This is a genomic window from Morganella morganii (genome assembly GCF_019242955.1).
Taxonomy (GTDB): domain Bacteria; phylum Pseudomonadota; class Gammaproteobacteria; order Enterobacterales; family Enterobacteriaceae; genus Morganella; species Morganella sibonii.
Genome location: NZ_CP066129.1, coordinates 135354 through 153331 on the forward strand (window position 1 = coordinate 135354; position 17978 = coordinate 153331).

General features: G+C 50.2%; 14 protein-coding genes. 9 read left to right on the forward strand and 5 right to left on the reverse strand.

The genetic code is table 11. The features are described from left to right. Positions 1–156: 156 nt before the first annotated feature. Positions 157–918: an FCD domain-containing protein gene (locus tag JC793_RS00595; protein WP_230059774.1), complete on the reverse strand. Its 762-nt coding sequence runs from the start codon at positions 916–918 to the stop codon at positions 157–159. A 141-nt stretch (positions 919–1059) separates the two neighbouring features. Continuing rightward, positions 1060–2040 (reverse strand): TRAP transporter substrate-binding protein, encoded by a 981-nt coding sequence (locus JC793_RS00600; RefSeq protein WP_046895055.1) that lies wholly within the window; start codon positions 2038–2040, stop codon positions 1060–1062. Between the two features lie 258 nt (positions 2041–2298). Here JC793_RS00600 and JC793_RS00605 point away from each other — a divergent pair, with 258 nt between their 5' ends. From JC793_RS00605 to JC793_RS00640, 8 genes are all read left to right on the forward strand, one after another. Continuing rightward, positions 2299–2802, forward strand: coding sequence for a TRAP transporter small permease (locus JC793_RS00605; RefSeq protein ID WP_166706809.1), 504 nt, complete (start codon positions 2299–2301; stop codon positions 2800–2802). A 21-nt stretch (positions 2803–2823) separates the two neighbouring features. Continuing rightward, on the forward strand, positions 2824–4134 hold the full coding sequence (locus JC793_RS00610; protein WP_166706810.1) for a TRAP transporter large permease: 1311 nt from the start codon (positions 2824–2826) through the stop codon (positions 4132–4134). A 321-nt stretch (positions 4135–4455) separates the two neighbouring features. Beyond that, a complete protein-coding gene (gene uxuA / locus JC793_RS00615) occupies positions 4456–5640 on the forward strand; it encodes a mannonate dehydratase (RefSeq protein ID WP_046895052.1) in 1185 nt (394 codons plus the stop codon). Positions 5641–5707: 67 nt separating this feature from the next. After that, positions 5708–7174: a fructuronate reductase gene (locus JC793_RS00620; RefSeq protein ID WP_218427149.1), complete on the forward strand. Its 1467-nt coding sequence runs from the start codon at positions 5708–5710 to the stop codon at positions 7172–7174. A gap of 13 nt (positions 7175–7187) precedes the next feature. Beyond that, complete coding sequence (uxaC, locus tag JC793_RS00625; RefSeq protein WP_218427151.1) at positions 7188–8609, forward strand: glucuronate isomerase; 1422 nt, start codon at positions 7188–7190, stop codon at positions 8607–8609. Next, a complete protein-coding gene (locus tag JC793_RS00630) occupies positions 8609–9571 on the forward strand; it encodes a sugar kinase (RefSeq protein ID WP_218427153.1) in 963 nt (320 codons plus the stop codon). The genes uxaC and JC793_RS00630 overlap by 1 nt, the downstream gene beginning before the upstream one ends. Before the next feature lie 20 nt (positions 9572–9591). Then, positions 9592–10227 (forward strand): bifunctional 4-hydroxy-2-oxoglutarate aldolase/2-dehydro-3-deoxy-phosphogluconate aldolase, encoded by a 636-nt coding sequence (locus JC793_RS00635; RefSeq protein WP_218427155.1) that lies wholly within the window; start codon positions 9592–9594, stop codon positions 10225–10227. Between the two features lie 557 nt (positions 10228–10784). Further along, positions 10785–11117, forward strand: coding sequence for a helix-turn-helix domain-containing protein (locus JC793_RS00640; RefSeq protein ID WP_004237940.1), 333 nt, complete (start codon positions 10785–10787; stop codon positions 11115–11117). A gap of 350 nt (positions 11118–11467) precedes the next feature. Here the strand turns inward: JC793_RS00640 and JC793_RS00645 are convergent, their stop codons facing one another. Next, a complete protein-coding gene (locus tag JC793_RS00645; protein ID WP_107680155.1) occupies positions 11468–12751 on the reverse strand; it encodes an SLC5/6 family protein in 1284 nt (427 codons plus the stop codon). 242 nt (positions 12752–12993) lie between these two features. Beyond that, positions 12994–14190: a methionine gamma-lyase gene (gene megL / locus JC793_RS00650; protein WP_004904656.1), complete on the reverse strand. Its 1197-nt coding sequence runs from the start codon at positions 14188–14190 to the stop codon at positions 12994–12996. Positions 14191–14893: 703 nt separating this feature from the next. Between megL and JC793_RS00655 the strand changes: the two genes are divergently transcribed. Continuing rightward, positions 14894–16540 (forward strand): sigma-54 interaction domain-containing protein, encoded by a 1647-nt coding sequence (locus JC793_RS00655; protein WP_107679873.1) that lies wholly within the window; start codon positions 14894–14896, stop codon positions 16538–16540. Here the strand turns inward: JC793_RS00655 and phrB are convergent. Continuing rightward, positions 16537–17976, reverse strand: coding sequence for a deoxyribodipyrimidine photo-lyase (gene phrB / locus JC793_RS00660; protein WP_218427157.1), 1440 nt, complete (start codon positions 17974–17976; stop codon positions 16537–16539). The genes JC793_RS00655 and phrB overlap by 4 nt on opposite strands. Positions 17977–17978: the final 2 nt, after the last annotated feature.

Genomic DNA, 17978 nt, shown 5'->3' on the forward strand with positions numbered 1-17978 from the left:
TAAGTGTTATATATCAGTGAATTGAATCATTTTTATGAATGAGAGGTGAATCACACTATGAATAATAAGGGTATTATTTTTATTTTACGGTCAAAAAAACCGGGCTGATTTTGCCCGGTTTCTGGTGTCTGAAAGTAAAAAATGTGTGTGGCGGGATCAGTTCCGGACCAGGTCAACAGGATAGGAATTGAACAGATAACCATCAAAATTCGGGTCATCGACATCGGACAGCTCCAGCAGGCGCTGTTTCACATTTTCCAGGTGCTGCCACATGGCTTCTTTGGCCGCTGCCGGATCTTTTTTAATCATCGCTGCGAGGATCGCCTGGTGATCGGTCATCCACTCTTTGCGGTAATCTTTATTGGTGATCCGCGTATGCAGTTTCAGCCACATCGGGTTGTTTTCCCGCCATGCCCAGGATTGCTTCAGTAATTCCACCAGCATGCTGTTATGGGTCGCCTGCGCGATGGCCAGGTGAAATTCGCGGTCACCGGTTTCATCTTCCCCGGTTTTCAGTTCGTCGCGTTCCCGCTGGAGAGCGCTGCGCATATTCGCAATATCCACCGGCGTGGCCTGCGTGGCGGCAAACTCTGCAATATTGCTTTCCAGCAGCTGGCGGGCCTGTAACAGTTCAAACGGACCGGCGGCATTGAGCGAGCCGTTATCCGTATCGCTGTCTTTCTGGTGCGGCAGGTCAATAATGTAGATACCGGACCCTTTACGGACCTCGATCAGGTTTTCCAGTTCCAGCATAATCAGTGCCTCACGTACCACGGTACGGGACACACTGAGCATCTCAGCAATTTCGCGCTCAGGAGGAAGCTTGTCACCCGCGGCATAATGCATGTTGGTGATCATCTGACGCAATGCGTGACCGACTTCCTGATAAGGACGTTTTGATTCGATAAATTGAGTCATCTGCGGTGCCATAAATAAAATGAAATCGGAGTCAGTTTACCAGATATTGGTCAACCAAAAATGATTTTGATGACTATAATATAAAATAAACCACCCGATATTGATAATACAGGGTGGTTTATATGAGAGGTGCAGCGAAGATTATTTCACATCGCGGATGCGATCTGCCATTTTGGATAATTCAGGGTTGGATTTGGCAATATCGTCATACATCGGTTTTACCGCATCCTGGAATGTCACTTTATCGACAGTGATAAATTCAACACCCTGCTTCTCAACTTTCGCACGTTCTTCTTTTTCTGAAGCTTCCCAGAGTTTCGCCATTGTCTGCGCGGAATCTTTGGCAGCCTGCTTCACAATCGCCTGCTGTTCCGGCGTCAGCTTATCCAGTGATTTGGTCGACATCACCAGCACATCCGGCACCATTGTGTGCTCATCCAGAGAGAAGAATTTGGTGACTTCGCTGTGACGGCTCAGTGTATAGGACGGGATATTGTTCTCTGCCGCATCCACCACACCCTGCTGTAATGCGGTATAGAGTTCACCGTAAGCCAGCGGGGTCGGGTTACCGCCGAGTGCTTTTACCATCGCGATAGCGGTCGGGCTCGGCTGTACGCGGATTTTCAGACCTTTCAGATCGTCCGGAGTACGGATAGGTTTCTTGGCATAGAAGCTGCGGGCACCCGCATCATAGTAAGTCAGACCGACAAATCCGCTGTCTTTGCTGGAGTCGAGGATTTCCTGTCCGATATCACCGTAAATAATTTTTTCGTAGTGTGGTTTGTCACGGAACAGGTAAGGCAGGTTAAAGACGGAGTAGGCCGGTGAGAACGCTTCCAGTTCAGCAGCATTGGATTTGACGATATCCAGCGCACCGTTCTGCATCAACTCCATGGATTCACGCTGGTTGCCCAATTGCGCGTCCGGGTAGATACGGATGCGGACATCACCGTTTGTTTTTGTTTTTACGTCATCCGCGAACTGTGTCATGGCTTTGTGAACAGCATGATCACGGTTCTGGTTATGGCTGAGTTTCAGCGTGGTGGCGGCAAAAGCCTGGGTAGCGCTGAGAGCAAATACCGCGCCGATAACAGTGCTGAGGATACGTTTGCTGTTTTTCACGTTAGGGTTCTCCGGAGGAAAATGAGCTTCTTATTATGTTGTCTCACCTTAATCACAAGTCACTAAGTGGTCAAAAGGTAAACCTCCATTGGTTGACCACTATCACAAAATAACCCCAATCTTTGGTTAACCAAATCATAATGTGATCGCCGTCACTCACTGTTTTCAGCGGGATAGACTATGCTCGAACAGCAAAATTTGTATTTGGTATGACAGTTGCCAAATTGGTTAACCAAAATAAGAACAAGGACAAGGCCAATGAAAAACCTTGTAGCGCTGATTAATAAAGGGCTTGCTGTTTTTACTATCTGTTTATCAGCATTCCTGGTGTTCTGTGTGACATGGCAGGTGTTATCCCGCTATATCCTCAGCTCCCCGAGTACGATTACAGATGAACTCGCCCGTTACCTTTTTATGTGGGTCGCCATGATTGGCGCGGCTTACACCACAGGACAACACCGGCACCTCGCGATTGACCTTCTCGTTATGAAACTGTCAGGTGCGAAAAAACAGTTTGTCAGCGTCATTATCCAGATTGCCATTATTGCCTTTGCCGGCATTGTGCTGGTGTACGGCGGCAGCACGCTGGTCGCTTCCACACTGGAAAGCGGCCAGATCACCCCGGCACTGGGCTGGCAGATGGGTTACATCTATCTCTGTTTACCAATCAGCGGCTTACTGATGATTATGTATGCACTGGTTGATATCTTTTCACTCTTTCAGCCGGGTTCAGCCAATACTGAACTGACTGACAGCCATTAATGGTGCGATGAGAGGTTAATTATGGATTGGTATGTGATTGCCGCGCTCTTCGGCACCTTTGCGTTTCTTCTGGTTCTCAGTGTTCCGGTTTCTTTCGCTATCGGCCTGTCATCGTTAGTGGCGATTGCCATGACGCTGCCGCTCGATTCCGCGATTACCGTTGTCGCCCAGCGTATGGCGGCAGGGGTGGATAACTTCTCGCTGCTGGCGATCCCGTTCTTTATTCTTGCCGGTAACATTATGAACCAGGGCGGTATTGCTGCCCGGCTGATTAATGTGGCAAAAGTGATCGGCGGTCGTCTGCCGGGTTCGCTGCTGCACGTCAATATTATGGCTAACATGCTGTTCGGCGCTATCTCCGGTTCTGCGGTGGCTTCTGCGGCGGCGGTCGGCGGCACCATGTCACCGATGCAGAAAAAAGAGGGTTATGATCCGGAACTGTCTGCGGCGGTAAATATTGCGTCCTGCCCGTCAGGTCTGCTGATCCCGCCGAGCAATACCCTGATTGTTTACTCACTGGTTTCCGGCGGCACATCAATTGCCGCACTGTTCCTGGCCGGGTATATTCCGGGCATCCTGATGGGACTGTCCCTGATGATTGTTTCCGGGATTATCGCGAAAAAACGCGGTTATCCGGTCGCTCCGCGCCCGACGTGGGGGATGTTCTTCTCTACGGTCTGGAAAGCGGTGCCGTCACTGATGCTGATTGTGGTGATTATGGGCGGGATTATCGCCGGTATCTTTACCGCAACAGAAGCCTCCGCGATTGCCGTCATCTACAGCTTTGTACTGGCGGTGATTGTTTACCGTGAAGTCAGCTTCAGCCGTCTGCCGAAAATTATTCTGGAATCGGCGGTGACCACTTCTATCGTACTGCTCCTGATCGGTGCATCCATGGGGATGTCATGGGCGATGGCGAACGCGGATCTGCCGTATCTGATTGCGGACGGTCTGATGGCGATTTCCGATAACGCGCTGACTATCCTGCTGGTCATTAACATCATTCTGCTGATTGTCGGCATCTTTATGGATATGACACCGGCGGTACTGATTTTCACCCCGATTTTCCTGCCGGTGGCCATGGATATGGGGATTGACCCGGTACACTTCGGGATCATCATGACATTCAACCTGGCTATCGGTATCTGTACGCCGCCGGTCGGCAGTGCGCTGTTTGTCGGGTGTTCTGTGGGTGGTGTCAGCATTGATAAAGTTCTGAAACCACTGGTGCCGATGTATATCGCGCTGATTGCGGCACTGGCGGTGGTGACCTATTTCCCTCAGCTCAGCCTGTGGCTGCCTGAGTTGGTTCTGAACTATACACCATCATAATTATTGGTGTTGTCACTCATCTGTCCTGCCGGATGAGTGACACTTTTGGTTTACCAGTCTTAAGAAAAGAAAGTAATAAAAACACACGTACCCTTGATGTAATTTTATTTACAGTTAAAACAATAAATTAATCATAAAACAAAATGTGATATTGGTTGACCAATATTGTTTTCAGGCTTGACGTCTCTCTGTGTTGATAGGAAGATGACAATGCTGTACTCGTGACAGCAAGGTTTGACAGCAATACTCGCCACACCGGGGATTTAATTGGTCAACCAAATAAACAGTGATGATATTCGCGGAGCATAAACGAGGTTTAGTATGAAACAAACTTGGCGTTGGTACGGACCGGCAGATCCGGTTACTTTATCTGATATTCGTCAGGCGGGCGCTACCGGTATCGTAACGGCGCTGCACCATATCCCGAACGGAGAAGTCTGGACCACAGACGAGATTCAGAAGCGCAAGGCGCTGATTGAATCCAATCATCTGGAATGGACCGTGGTTGAAAGTGTGCCTATCCACGAAGATATCAAAACACAGACCGGTGAGTATGAAAAATGGATTGCCAACTATCAGCAATCCCTGCGCAACCTCGCCGCCTGCGGGATTTATACTGTCTGTTACAACTTTATGCCGGTTCTCGACTGGACCCGTACTGACCTGGAATATGAGCTGCCGGACGGCTCAAAAGCATTGCGTTTTGATCAGATTGAATTTGCAGTATTCGAGATTTACCTCTTACAGCGCGAAGGGGCTGAGCAGGACTATACCGCAGAAGAACTGGCACAGGCCAAAACCCGCTTTGAAACCATGCGGGATGATGAAAAACAAAAACTGATAAACAATATTATTGCCGGTCTTCCGGGTGCGGAAGAAGGCTATACACTTGAACAATTCCGCCAGCACCTGAAACGTTACGCTGGTATCGATAAAGCGAAATTACGTGAGCACTTTGCGTATTTCCTGAATAAAATTATTCCGGTTGCTGAAGAGTGCGGCCTGAAAATGGCGGTGCATCCGGATGATCCTCCGCGTCCTATCCTCGGCCTGCCGCGTATCGTTTCCACGATTGAAGATATGCAGTGGATGGCGGATACCGTCAACAGTGATGCCAACGGTTACACCATGTGCACCGGCTCTTACGGTGTGCGCGCTGACAACGACCTGGTCAATATGATTAAGACCTTTGGTCCGCGGATTTACTTCCTGCATCTGCGTTCAACGATGCGTGAAGAGAACCCGAATACCTTCCATGAAGCGGCGCATCTGGCCGGTGATGTGGATATGTATAATGTCATCAGTGCGGTGGCTGCTGAAGAGAACCGCCGCCGTGAGAGCGGGGAAGCGTCCCTGATCCCGATGCGTCCGGATCACGGCCATCAGATGCTGGATGACCTGAAGAAGAAAACCAATCCGGGCTATTCCGCGATCGGCCGTCTGAAAGGGCTGGCTGAAATCCGTGGCCTGGAAATGGGTATTCACCGCGCATTCTATACAAAATAATATCTCATACCTTTGTACCTGCCGGGCTGCGGGATCTCTTCCGCAGCCTGCTCCCCGGGAGCCTGTAATGGAAAAGAATCTTGTCACTGCGGACATCACCGCAACGCGTCCTGACTGGACGACTGATCGTCTCACCACCCGTATTGTTCACCTCGGCTGCGGCGCTTTTCACCGCGCACATCAGGCGCTGTACACCCATCACGTATTAGAAAAAACAGACAGCGACTGGGGTTACTGCGAAGTTAACCTGATGTCGGCACAGGATGCGGCACTGATTGAAGGGCTGAAAGCCCAGTCCATGTTGTATACCGTGGCGGAGAAAGGGGCGGATAAAACAGAGCTGAAAATTATCGGCTCGATGAAAGAAGCGATGCACCCGCTGATCGACGGTATTGATGCGGTGATTGAGAAAATGGCTTCCCCGGATGTCGGTATTGTTTCCCTGACCGTGACTGAAAAAGGCTACTGCACCGATCCTGCCACCGGGCAGCTCGACCCGGAAAATGCGCTGATTAAACAGGATCTGGCCACACCTGAGACCCCGCGCTCTGCTATCGGTTATATCACGGCGGCACTGAAACGCCGTCACGAACGTGGTTTACCGCCGTTTACGGTGCTCTCCTGTGATAACGTCCGTGAGAATGGTCATGTTGCCCGTGAAGCGGTGCTCGGCCTGGCGCGGTTGCAGGACCCGGCGCTGGCGGCATGGATTGAATCCAATGTCACTTTCCCGTGTACGATGGTTGACCGCATTGTGCCGGCGGCCACCCCGGAAACGCTGGCTGAAATCGCACAACTGCTGGGAACGGAAGATAACTGTGCTATCGCCTGTGAGCCGTTCCGTCAGTGGGTGATTGAAGATAATTTTGTTAACGGCCGCCCTGAGTGGGATTGCGCCGGTGCACAGTTTGTTCAGGATGTGGTGCCGTTCGAATTAATGAAGCTGCGGATGCTCAACGGCAGCCACTCTTTCCTGGCGTATCTCGGCTATCTCGGCGGTTATGCCCATATTTCCGATACCATGACCAACCCGGATTACCGCAAAGCCGCCCGCGCACTGATGCTGGATGAGCAGGCGCCGACCCTCACCATGCCGGAAGATACCGACCTGGTTGCCTATGCGGATAACCTGATTGACCGCTTTACCAACCCGTCCCTGAAACACCAGACATGGCAGATTGCGATGGACGGCAGCCAGAAGCTTCCGCAGCGCCTGCTGGACCCGGTTGCGCAGCATATCGCAGACGGCAGTGACTACAGTCATCTGGCGCTGGGCGTGGCGGGCTGGATGCGTTATATCAGTGGTACCGATGAACAGGGCAATAAAATTGATGTGCGTGACCCGCTGGCAGAGACGTTCGCCGCAATTTACGCGAAACATGGTCTGTCTGTGACAGTAGTGGATGAGCTGCTGGCGATTGAATCCATTTTCGGTAACAACCTGCCGAAACAGCAGGGCTTTGTTGATGCGGTGAAACGCGCGTATCAGCAGTTACTTGATGTCGGTGCCCGCCAGGCCGTTGCCGCACTGTAATTCCGGAGAGTTTATGAAACAGTTTCTTTGCGAAGACTTTTTACTGCACAGCGACATCGCCCGCCGTCTTTATCATGACTATGCGGCGGACATGCCAATCTATGACTATCACTGTCACCTGAACCCGTGTGAAATCGCGGAAAACCGCCGTTTTGATAACCTCGGGCAGATCTGGCTGGAGGGGGATCACTACAAATGGCGCGGCATGCGTTCGGCAGGAATTCCGGAATCGCTTATCACCGGACGCGACACCAGTGATTATGAGAAATATCAGGCGTGGGCAAAAACCGTACCGATGACACTTGGTAACCCGCTTTATCACTGGACCCATCTGGAACTACGCCGCCCGTTCGGTATCACCGGCAAAGTGTTCGGGCCGGAAACAGCGCAGAGTATCTGGGATGAAGCCAATGAAAAACTGGCACAGCCGGAATTTTCCGCACGCGGCATTATGCAGCAGATGAATGTGCATATGGTCGGCACAACCGATGACCCGGCAGATTCACTGGAATACCACCGGCAGATTGCACAGGATGACAGTTTTGATATTGAAGTGCGTCCGAGCTGGCGTCCGGATCGCGCTTTTAAAATTGAACTGGACGGTTTCACGGATTATATCGCGAAGCTCGGACAGAGTGCCGATGTGGATATCCGCCGTTTCAGCGATCTGCTGACCGCGCTGGATCGCCGCCTGGTTCACTTTGCACAGCACGGTTGTGTTGCGTCTGACCACGGTATTGAGATCCTGCGTTATGCACCGGTGCCGGATGAATCCGTCCTGGATGCGATTCTGCAGAAACGCCTTGCCGGGGAAATCCCGGATGAAACCGCCACCGCGCAGTTTGCAACGGCGGTGCTGGTCTGGCTCGGTAAGCAATATGCAAAACGCGGCTGGGTGATGCAGTTGCATATCGGTGCGCTGCGCAACAACAACACACGCATGTTTAATCTGCTCGGTGCCGACAGCGGTTTTGATTCCGTCGGTGACGCGCCGGTGGCTTATCCGCTTTCACGTCTGCTTGATGAAATGGATAAAACCGATGAACTGCCGCGCACTATCCTTTACTGCCTGAACCCGCGTGATAACGAAGTGCTGGCAACTATGATCGGCAACTTCCAGGGCGGTGGTATTGCGGGCAAAATTCAGTTCGGTTCCGGCTGGTGGTTTAACGACCAGAAAGATGGCATGCAGCGTCAACTGGAACAGTTATCACAATTGGGACTGTTAAGTCAGTTTGTCGGCATGCTGACAGATTCACGCAGTTTCCTGTCCTATACTCGTCATGAATACTTCCGCCGTATTCTGTGCAATATGCTCGGTACGCTGGCGGTTAACGGTGAAATTCCGGCTGATGAAACCATGCTGGGGCAGATGGTACGTGATATCTGTTTCAATAATGCACAGCGTTATTTTTCCGCAGCGAAAGGTGAATAATGACAGTGAAACGCATTGGTCTGATCGGCGAGTGCATGATTGAACTCAACGGCGCGCCGTTCGGGGAGATGGTTCAGCGTTATGGCGGCGATGCCCTGAACAGCGCGGTCTATCTGGCCCGCGCGGCGGGGGACGCTGTTGAGGTGAATTTTATCTCAGCCATGGGCACTGACCCGCTCAGTAAAGGTATGATCAGCCGCTGGCAGGCGGAGGGGGTGAAAACCTCACATGTGCTGACTGATCCGCACCATCAGCCGGGGTTGTATCTTATTCAGCTGGATGAACAGGGTGAGCGCACGTTCCTCTACTGGCGTAATGATTCAGCGGCGCGTTATCTTGTCCGTCATCCGGATTACCCGGCGCTGCTGGCACAGATGGCGGAGATGGATGCCATCTACCTCAGCGGTATCAGTCTGGCCATTCTGCCGCCGGAAGACCGTCTGCGGCTGCTGGATGATCTGAAAACACTGTCACAGCAGGGCAAAACCATTCTGTTTGACAGCAACTACCGTCCGGCTCTGTGGGCGGATGAAAATGAAACCCGTGACTGTTATCAGGCGATGTATGCACTGACTGATATGGCGCTGGTCACTGATGATGATGAAGCGCGTCTGTGGGGTGACAGCGACCGTAACGCCACTTTTGTCCGTCTGGCAAAGGCCGGGGTGAAACAGGCGATTATCAAAGCGGGTGCTCAGGGGTGTGACTACCGTGATCTGCGCACTGATGCGCCGGTCATCAATATTGCCACCACGCCGGTGACACAGGTGGTGGATACCACATCCGCCGGGGATGCCTTTAACGCCGGTTTTCTGACGGGCTGGCTCACCGGTGCGGATATTGAACGCGCAGCCCGGATGGGGCACCGGCTTGCGGGAGTGGTGATTCAGCACAAAGGGGCGATTATCCCGCAGGCGGCAACCCGCCCGGTCACCGATATTTTACTGAATAATACGTTTTAACGGGAAAAGAGGAGAACGAGATGTCCGAATTACAGGCAATGATTACCCGTTTCCGGCAGCTGAAAATTGTGCCGGTGATCGCCGTGGATAACGCGGAAGATATTATCCCGTTAGGCAATGCGCTGGCGGACAACGGTCTGCCGGTGGCGGAAATCACTTTCCGTACTGAGTGTGCGGCGGAAGCGATTAAACTGCTGCGCGAAGCCCGCCCGGATATGCTGGTGGGCGCGGGAACCGTGATTAACCGCGAACAGGTGCGTCAGGCCAAAGCCGCCGGGGCACAGTTTGTCGTCTCTCCCGGTCTGAACCCGAACACCGTTCAGGCGTGTCAGCAGATGGATATCCAAATTGTTCCCGGGATCAACAACCCCAGCGCAGTTGAGCAGGCGCTGGAGCTGGGTATCGACTTCGTGAAATTCTTCCCGGCAGAGCCGTCAGGCGGTATTCCGATGATCAAAGCCATGCTGGCGCCGTATCACCAGTTACAGGTGATGCCGACCGGCGGAATCGGGCTGAACAATATCCGCGACTATCTGGCTATCCCGCAGATTGTGGCCTGCGGCGGCTCGTGGATGGTACCGGCTTCGCTTATCAAAGCAAAAGACTGGGCAGCCATCGGCAAACTGGCGCGTGAAGCCAGTGAGTTTGTGAAGTAAGCATTTTTATTGTTCCGGCAGCGGAGCCTGTTTCTGCTGCCGTATTCATCACCGGCTTTTCCCTCCGGTTTCAGTATTTTTGACAAAATCCGAAATAAGTTAATTATTCGTGCAAAATATTTACATTAATTTAATTTATTAAGTTCTGTTTGATATTCATATTAAGACTATGTATTAACTTATTATTCTGAAATCCGATGTGTGGGATCAAACACACTTTTTCACATCCTGTAAAAACTCGGTATTTGTATTCGAATGGAGTGAAAACATATTTTTTTCCTAATTATTTGGTATATAACACTTATTCTACTAACCCATTGCACTTTCAATCGATTTATATTTTGTCATATTGTTGCGTTACGCTATGATTTTAAAGGCGAAATATACTGAAACATTCAGTCTCACTTACCCCGTAATGTACTCACAAACAGCATATCCTTTGGTTTTTCAAAAATGCCCCTATCTACGATAAACTACTTATAGTTTTAAGTGCTTTTTCTATGATCAGTGAGCTAAATAAGGAATTTTAGTGATGGTCTTTATAGGGTTATTGATTAATGATGAAGAAATATGCGATCTCCGAAGCTATCGGACAGGTTATCAGACAATACCGGACCAATGCAGGTTTAACCACAAAGCAGCTGGCACACAGAATAGGGATTAGCCAGCAGCAGCTCTCGCGTTATGAGCGGGGTGTTAATCGTATTGATGTGGACACACTCCTGCGTGTCAGTCTGGCCTTTAAACTCACACCGGGTCGTTTCTTTGAGGAAATGAATATGACCGGAACCGGGCTGGATGACATTCTTTATGAAAATGAAGAAGGGGATATTCAGGAAATCCGGATGAGCCTTATTGCGGACAGTATTATTTCTCCGCGCGATTTTTAATTACCAGAATTTCCGTTTTTAAATAAAAAAGACAGACCAGTACAGCTGATTTGCGGATTACTGTACGGGTTTGCCGTGTCTCTCATCCGGCGGAAATAAAACAGTGAGAACGATGATATGTCCGGTCAGGGACTGTGTTCAGACGAAAAAAAGCGGGAGATGATATCTCCCGCAATATGCTAACCAATCAAGGAACTTAATAAATATGGTTAGAAGGACAGAGGTTTTTTTATTCAGACTGCGGTGCTGAGTTTTTTAACTTTCCGGAACCGGTATTGTGACCGGTTCCGGGGTGTTACTTTATTTCTGTCAGTGCACGCACTGACAAATGGCCTGTTTTATCTTACCCGTCACTCAAGATATTTGAAGAACGGTGCGATGAGCAGCAGGATACCGAAGCCCATAACACACCAGGCTTTCCAGTCTTTGAATTTTTTCAGTTTCGCGACACGGAATACCAGGTAAACAGGAATTAAGCAGGAAACGATAGCGTATAACGGACTACCGATCTGGAAGAAGACAACCACTGAGAACCCTGTGGACACCCATGCAGTCAGTAATGCAACGATGAAGACAGAGATACAGATGTTTAATAACGTGTGGTTGATTTTTTCTTTATCCATGAAACGGGAAAGGATGTTAATCGCAAGACCTTTCACGGATTCCTGGAAGCCCAGATAGATACCGAAGAATGCTGTCAGAACCGCAAAGATGTTCAGAACGGTTGTCATCACACTCACGACCGCGCCCGGAATAACCTGAGCGGCAATGGCCAGTGCAGAGATGTTCTGTTCAAACGCGGATACGGCCTGCTCATGACTGATAGAGAACGTAAAGGAGAATGAGAAGAACAGGATGATAGTCACCAGGGTGATATAGGCCACGCGGTGAGCGCGGATAGCACGGTAGGTGGCGACACGTTTGTCAGATTCCAGTTTACGGTATGCGATATTCATCGGGTTCAGGATCTGAACGAAGACCGCAGAGAAGAAAGCAAACGGGACGGTCAGCAGCACGTCGCGGGTAAAGTCAGCAATCGGCGGGAACGCAGTGATGTTATTGAAATCCCAGTGAGGGATCATCACCAGACCCAGCGATACAATGATACCCACTTTCACGATAACCATCGGACCGGAGATTTTAAACAGCAGCTTCTCACCTTTGGAGGCAATAAAAATCAGCGCGGCAAAAACAACGACACGATAGATCAGTGAATCTGAAAGCACACCTTCAGTAACACCGAACGTATGGAGATAGGAAGCACTGTCAAAAATAACAGAAAGAGAGTAAATAAAGATACCGTGGATAAGCATCAGGAAGTAAATAACCCCCAGTGCCACACCCCAGTTACTGCCCAGATACTGTGTGATTATGTTTGTGTAGTCTTCACATTCTTCACTTTCAGATAACGTATTCATGTACAGCTTCTGCAACATATACGTTGCCGGATACGCAATCATGAAAGCTAAAATAAATACCCAAATACCTTTCAGACCGATCTGAATCGGCATTACAACGGTACCGGCACCGATAGCCATACCAATACAAAGCACAACCCAGCCGGCGTCATACATTGTGAATGGTATTTTGCCCAGCGCTTTCGCGGAATTATCGGTTGAGGTCATGTCCGCCATACTAAGCCCCCTTGGTTTTCATAATAATTTATTGTGATTATGGTTTCTAAAAAATTTCAGCACTGCGTTGTTCTTTTTGTTACCGCTAAAAATAACCTGTTAAATACTTAAAAAGCACGCCGGAGAGAATTCAGAGTGGCTCTCAATGAATTTTTCCGCGTGCTTCGTGTACTCACCCCGTCTGTGTGTTAACGGCAAATGAGGTGAGTACATACTGCAAGACTTAATTTTCCGCTCTGATCTTAAGCAACTGCTTTCGCAATAGCCTGTTCCAGGTCAGCAATGATGTCTTCAGGTGTTTCCAGACCGACAGAGATACGAATCAGACCATCGGTGATACCTGCTTTCAGACGCTCTTCAGCCGGAACCGGAGAGTGAGTCATTGATGCAGGGTGCTGAATCAGAGTTTCAGTATCGCCCAGGCTTACTGCCAGCATGCATAACTCAACAGAATCCATCACTTTACGGCCTGCTTCGATACCGCCTTTGATTTCAAAGCTGATCATACCGCCGAAGTTGCTCATCTGTTTTTTCGCTAATTCGTGCTGCGGGTGAGATGGCAGACCCGGGTAGAATACAGCTTCCACGTTCGGGTTAGATTCCAGATACTTAGCGACTTTCATTGCGTTAGAGCAGTGACGTTCCATACGGACGTGCAGTGTTTTCAGGCCGCGCAGGGTTAACCATGCGTTGAACGGGCTCATTACGCCGCCGGTGATGTCTTTAACACCAACCAGACGTGCAGGAACCAGGAAGTCAGCAGGACCGACAATCACACCACCGATAACGTCACCGTGACCGTTGATGTATTTGGTCACACTGTGAACAACGATGTCTGCACCTAATTCCAGAGGACGCTGGCAGTACGGAGACATGAAGGTGTTATCCACAACCAGCATTGCGCCGCCTTCGTGAGCAACATTTGCCGCTGCTTCGAGGTCGATCATTGCCAGAGTCGGGTTAGCCGGAGTTTCGACGTAAACCATTTTGGTGTTTGGTTTCATTGCCGCTTTGATGTTCGCAGGGTCATTTGCGCGAACGAAAGTGACTTCGATACCGAATTTAGGCAGGGTGTGAGACAGCAGAGCATAAGTACAGCCGTACAGAGTGTCAGAAGCAACGATATGGTCGCCCTGGCCGCACATAGTCAGGATAGTGGTAGAGATAGCTGCGATACCGGAAGAAGTCGCCAGAGCAGCTTCGCCGTTTTCCAGTACACGCATTTTTTCTTCTAATGCTGCGTTAGTTGGGTTACCTAAACGTGAGTAGATATAACCTTCTTCTTCTAATGCGAAACGTGCTGCCCCTTGTGCTGCGCTGTCGAAGACGAATGTAGAGGTCTGATAGATTGGGGTTGATAACGCGCCAGTCAGTGGATCTGCCTGTTGGCCAGCGTGAACAATCTTAGTGTCATAACCTTTATTCGTATAATCGTGCATAAATCCTCCAAAGAATAATTTTTTATTATGCCAACATGTGCTGTTGTTGCAGTAATAAAAGCAATAGCCGTGCCAACTCAGGATTTATTTTTATAACATATTGAATTGAAAGAGATAAATAATTTTAAAGCATAGCTTAGATAAAGACAACGCAGAGGAAGTGGAAAGCGGAGTGTAAGTAAAAATGACAAGGTGGAAAGAAAGTTGACAGTAGGTTGCCACTTTCTGATAGTGAGGTTAATCACATTGGGGTATAAAACCGGACTTGCGTCACATTATAGCCCCAAAAGGGAAGGGTGATCCAGATCTCTTTTTAAATTTTTTCCTGAATCGATACGTCCGGTGATTGATAATGATCAACGTCAGAAATAATCAATTCTATTAATTACCGCATTTTTAATGATTTGCGATCTCAATGCGTTCGGGTGTAAACGCGTTGTCTGGCCGACTTTTTTCATGGAATTGAGATATCTGGCGGGTACAAGCTGATTCAAGTTGTTTATAGTAAGTAGTGTAACTGAACCAAAAAATAATAATTAAATCTATGTGATAAGGTTGCTTATCATGTGGTTTTTCCTTAATTGCGCACCATTTTGTTGTATTTCGCTTTTGATTCACCTTTCAGTGAGTGCCTAAGATAGGTTAACCCTGGTAGGTGGGTGAAAAAGAGCACTACATACACTAACCGGGAGTGACTAAACACATGTCTGCATATAGATGGTTAATTAATACCATTGACCGCGTCGCCATGGTGGAAGAAGTCATCAATGAGTTTTCGGCCTCAGAAATCAGCATCAATTCCATGGAAGTTTTTCCGTGCAAAATTTATGTCAAATTCAACGCGGAATGCGAGCGGGATGTTAAGCTGCTGCTGAGTAAACTCCTGCTTAATCCTGATGTTATCAGTGTCACCCGTTCCAAATTACAGCCCTACGAACGTAAAGAAAAAGAATTACAGGCGATTCTGGAATCCACCACTGACGGTATTATCGGTATCAATAATCAGGGTAACATCAACTACTTTAATAAAGTGGCGGAAGACTTTTTCTCGATATCGCGGGAAAATATTGTCGGCGTTAATATCAGTAAAATTCTCAGCGGCAAAAACCAGGCCGTGCTCACCAAACTGCTCGGCGGCAACAGTTTCGATCACTATCAGATGGTGACCAGTACCCCGAAAGGGGAGCTGTACTATATCTGCTCCGGCCGTCCGATCCTGAGTGAGGAGTCCCAGGTCATGGGGGCGGTGATCACCTTCAAAAGCCTGCGATCTGTACAGCAGATGGCATCATCAGTGAATAAAAGCCTGCCGTTCAGTTTTGATGACATTATCTGCGAAAGCGGAATCATGATGAATCTTATTGATTTTGCTAAAAAAATAGCAATAAGTCCTTATACTGTGCTGATCCGCGGTGAAACCGGAACCGGTAAGGAACTGTTTGCCCGCGCCATTCACAACGCCAGCGACCGCAGTGCTCATCCGTTTGCACCGATTAACTGCGCAGCGCTGCCGGAAAATCTGATTGAGAGCGAGCTGTTCGGTTATGAGGGCGGCGCATTCAGCGGTGCCAGCAAAGGCGGGAAAATGGGGCTGTTTGAATCCGCCAACCACGGTACGGTATTTCTGGATGAATTCGGCGAGCTTTCTCTTATCCTGCAAAGTAAATTATTGCGGGTATTACAGGAAGGCGTGATCCGCCGGGTCGGCGGGCATAAAGAGATCCCGGTGGATGTGCGGATCATTGTGGCGACCAACCGGAATCTGGAAGAGATGATCGAGAACAAATCATTCCGTGAAGATCTCTATTACCGGATCAACGTGATCCCGATTAATATTCCGCCACTGAAAGAGCGGAAAACGGATATTCCTCTGTTATTACAGCGTTTTATCAGTAAATACACAACCGAACTGAATAAGCAGCTCAGTTTATCTCAGGACGCTTATCATCAGTTAATGGCCTATTCCTGGCCGGGTAACGTGCGGGAACTGCAAAACGTGATTCTGCGGGCGATTCACCTGGCGTCCGGCCGGGAAATTACCGTCGGCGATCTGTGGCTGCCGCATGAGGAAGTGATGGTTTCTCCGGTACAGCGGCCTCATCCGGTACAGAGAGCCGATGTGCTGCCTGCGGTGCAGCCGGTACCGGAAGAGATCAACCTGAAAGAGTCCCTGGCGCGTCAGGAAAAAAGCCTGCTGGAGGATTATCTGCGCCGCTATGGTTCAGCCCGTAAGGTGTCCCGCGAAATCGGGATGTCTCACACGACCGTGCTGAATAAAGCCCGTTATTATAACCTGGAACATCTGCTGACCTACAGCACTGTGCGGCGGTCAGCAGGTAAAGCAGATTAACCCGGGTTTTCATCCCCGCCGGCGGCTGTCCGGCGGGCAGTTTCATACGCATCGATAGCTCTGATCCTCGCCATCCGGTGATCAACCACCGGCTTCGGATAATCAATCTCCCGCTGATTCTTCTCCGCCCATTCATGGGGGGTGTGAATATATTTTGCGGGTACATCAGCCAGTTCCGGCAGCCAGCGGCGGATAAAACTGCCGTCCGGGTCAAACCGTTTTCCCTGGGTGACCGGGTTGAAAATCCGGAAATACGGCACCGAATCATGGCCTGTTGACGCCGCCCACTGCCAGCCGCCGTTATTGGCGGCAAATTCACCGTCAATCAGTTGTGACATAAAGTAGTGTTCACCACGCCGCCAGTCCGTTAATAAATCTTTGACCAGAAAACTTGCCGTGATCATCCGCAGGCGGTTATGCATCCAGCCGGTTTCATTCAGCTGGCGCATGGCCGCATCGACCAGCGGAAAGCCGGTTTTTCCCTGCTGCCAGGCAAGCAGCCCGCTGCTGTCCGGTGACCAGACAATGGCCTCTGTCCAGCGCTGCATCGGACGGTGGCGGCTGATATCCGGATGGAGTGCCAGCTGATGCAGATAAAATTCACGCCAGATAAGCTCACTGAGCCAGGTATAAGCGCCGCTTTCCGGCTCATCAGCGACCATCGGAAAGTGCAGGCGCAGACGGCTCAGGCACTGGCGCGGGGACAAAATCCCTGTGGCAAGATAGGCGGAGATGCGGCTGGTGCCGTCAATCGCCGGGAAATCCCGTTCAGTTTTGTAATCCGCAGCGTGCTTCTGACAGAAATCCGCCAGTCGTTGCAGTGCGGCCTCTTCTCCCGAAGGAAAAAGAGTATGTTCCTGCTGCGGCAGATTAAGAGGTGCCGGGGAAACAGGCGGCCCTTTGGCATCCGGTACCGGTAAGACCCGGACCGTGGTCTGCATCAGTTCGGTAAGAAAGGCGCGGCGGAATGGGGTAAACACTTTGTAGAGCCCGCCCTGCTGTGTGCTTACGCTTCCCGGCGGCAGCAGGACACTGTCATCGAAGGCATAAAAACGGCAGCTTTCCGGCAGACGATCCGCTAAACGGGCATCACGGCGCTGTTCATTCAGTCCGTACTGTTTATTGACATACACGGTGGGGATGCGATGTTCCCGGCACCATTCTGCCAGCCAGTCAGCGGCATCCTCAAAGGTATTGCACGTCTGCACATGCAGGGTGATCCCGAGTGCGGCAGCGGATGTGTTCAGGGTGTGCAGCTGACAGAAAATCAGTGCCCGCTGTGACGGAGACATGGCGTGCTGTTCCCACTGTCCCGGTGTGAGGGTAAAAATCAGTTTTACCTGCCGGTGTGCCTGACAGGCGGCATAAAGTGCGGTGTTATCTGTCAGCCGCAGATCCTGCCGCAGCCAGACAACCGCCGGTGCTGAGTCCGTCATCG

Excerpts from the sequence above, each read along its gene's own strand:
- JC793_RS00595 (WP_230059774.1), bottom strand. The coding sequence starts at position 918 with ATGACTCAATTTATCGAATCAAAACGTCCTTATCAGGAAGTCGGTCAC.
- JC793_RS00605 (WP_166706809.1), top strand. The coding sequence starts at position 2,299 with ATGAAAAACCTTGTAGCGCTGATTAATAAAGGGCTTGCTGTTTTTACT.
- JC793_RS00610 (WP_166706810.1), top strand. The coding sequence starts at position 2,824 with ATGGATTGGTATGTGATTGCCGCGCTCTTCGGCACCTTTGCGTTTCTT.
- uxuA (WP_046895052.1), top strand. The coding sequence starts at position 4,456 with ATGAAACAAACTTGGCGTTGGTACGGACCGGCAGATCCGGTTACTTTA.
- JC793_RS00620 (WP_218427149.1), top strand. The coding sequence starts at position 5,708 with ATGGAAAAGAATCTTGTCACTGCGGACATCACCGCAACGCGTCCTGAC.
- uxaC (WP_218427151.1), top strand. The coding sequence starts at position 7,188 with ATGAAACAGTTTCTTTGCGAAGACTTTTTACTGCACAGCGACATCGCC.
- JC793_RS00630 (WP_218427153.1), top strand. The coding sequence starts at position 8,609 with ATGACAGTGAAACGCATTGGTCTGATCGGCGAGTGCATGATTGAACTC.
- JC793_RS00635 (WP_218427155.1), top strand. The coding sequence starts at position 9,592 with ATGTCCGAATTACAGGCAATGATTACCCGTTTCCGGCAGCTGAAAATT.
- JC793_RS00640 (WP_004237940.1), top strand. The coding sequence starts at position 10,785 with ATGATGAAGAAATATGCGATCTCCGAAGCTATCGGACAGGTTATCAGA.
- JC793_RS00645 (WP_107680155.1), bottom strand. The coding sequence starts at position 12,751 with ATGGCGGACATGACCTCAACCGATAATTCCGCGAAAGCGCTGGGCAAA.
- megL (WP_004904656.1), bottom strand. The coding sequence starts at position 14,190 with ATGCACGATTATACGAATAAAGGTTATGACACTAAGATTGTTCACGCT.
- JC793_RS00655 (WP_107679873.1), top strand. The coding sequence starts at position 14,894 with ATGTCTGCATATAGATGGTTAATTAATACCATTGACCGCGTCGCCATG.
- phrB (WP_218427157.1), bottom strand. The coding sequence starts at position 17,976 with ATGACGGACTCAGCACCGGCGGTTGTCTGGCTGCGGCAGGATCTGCGG.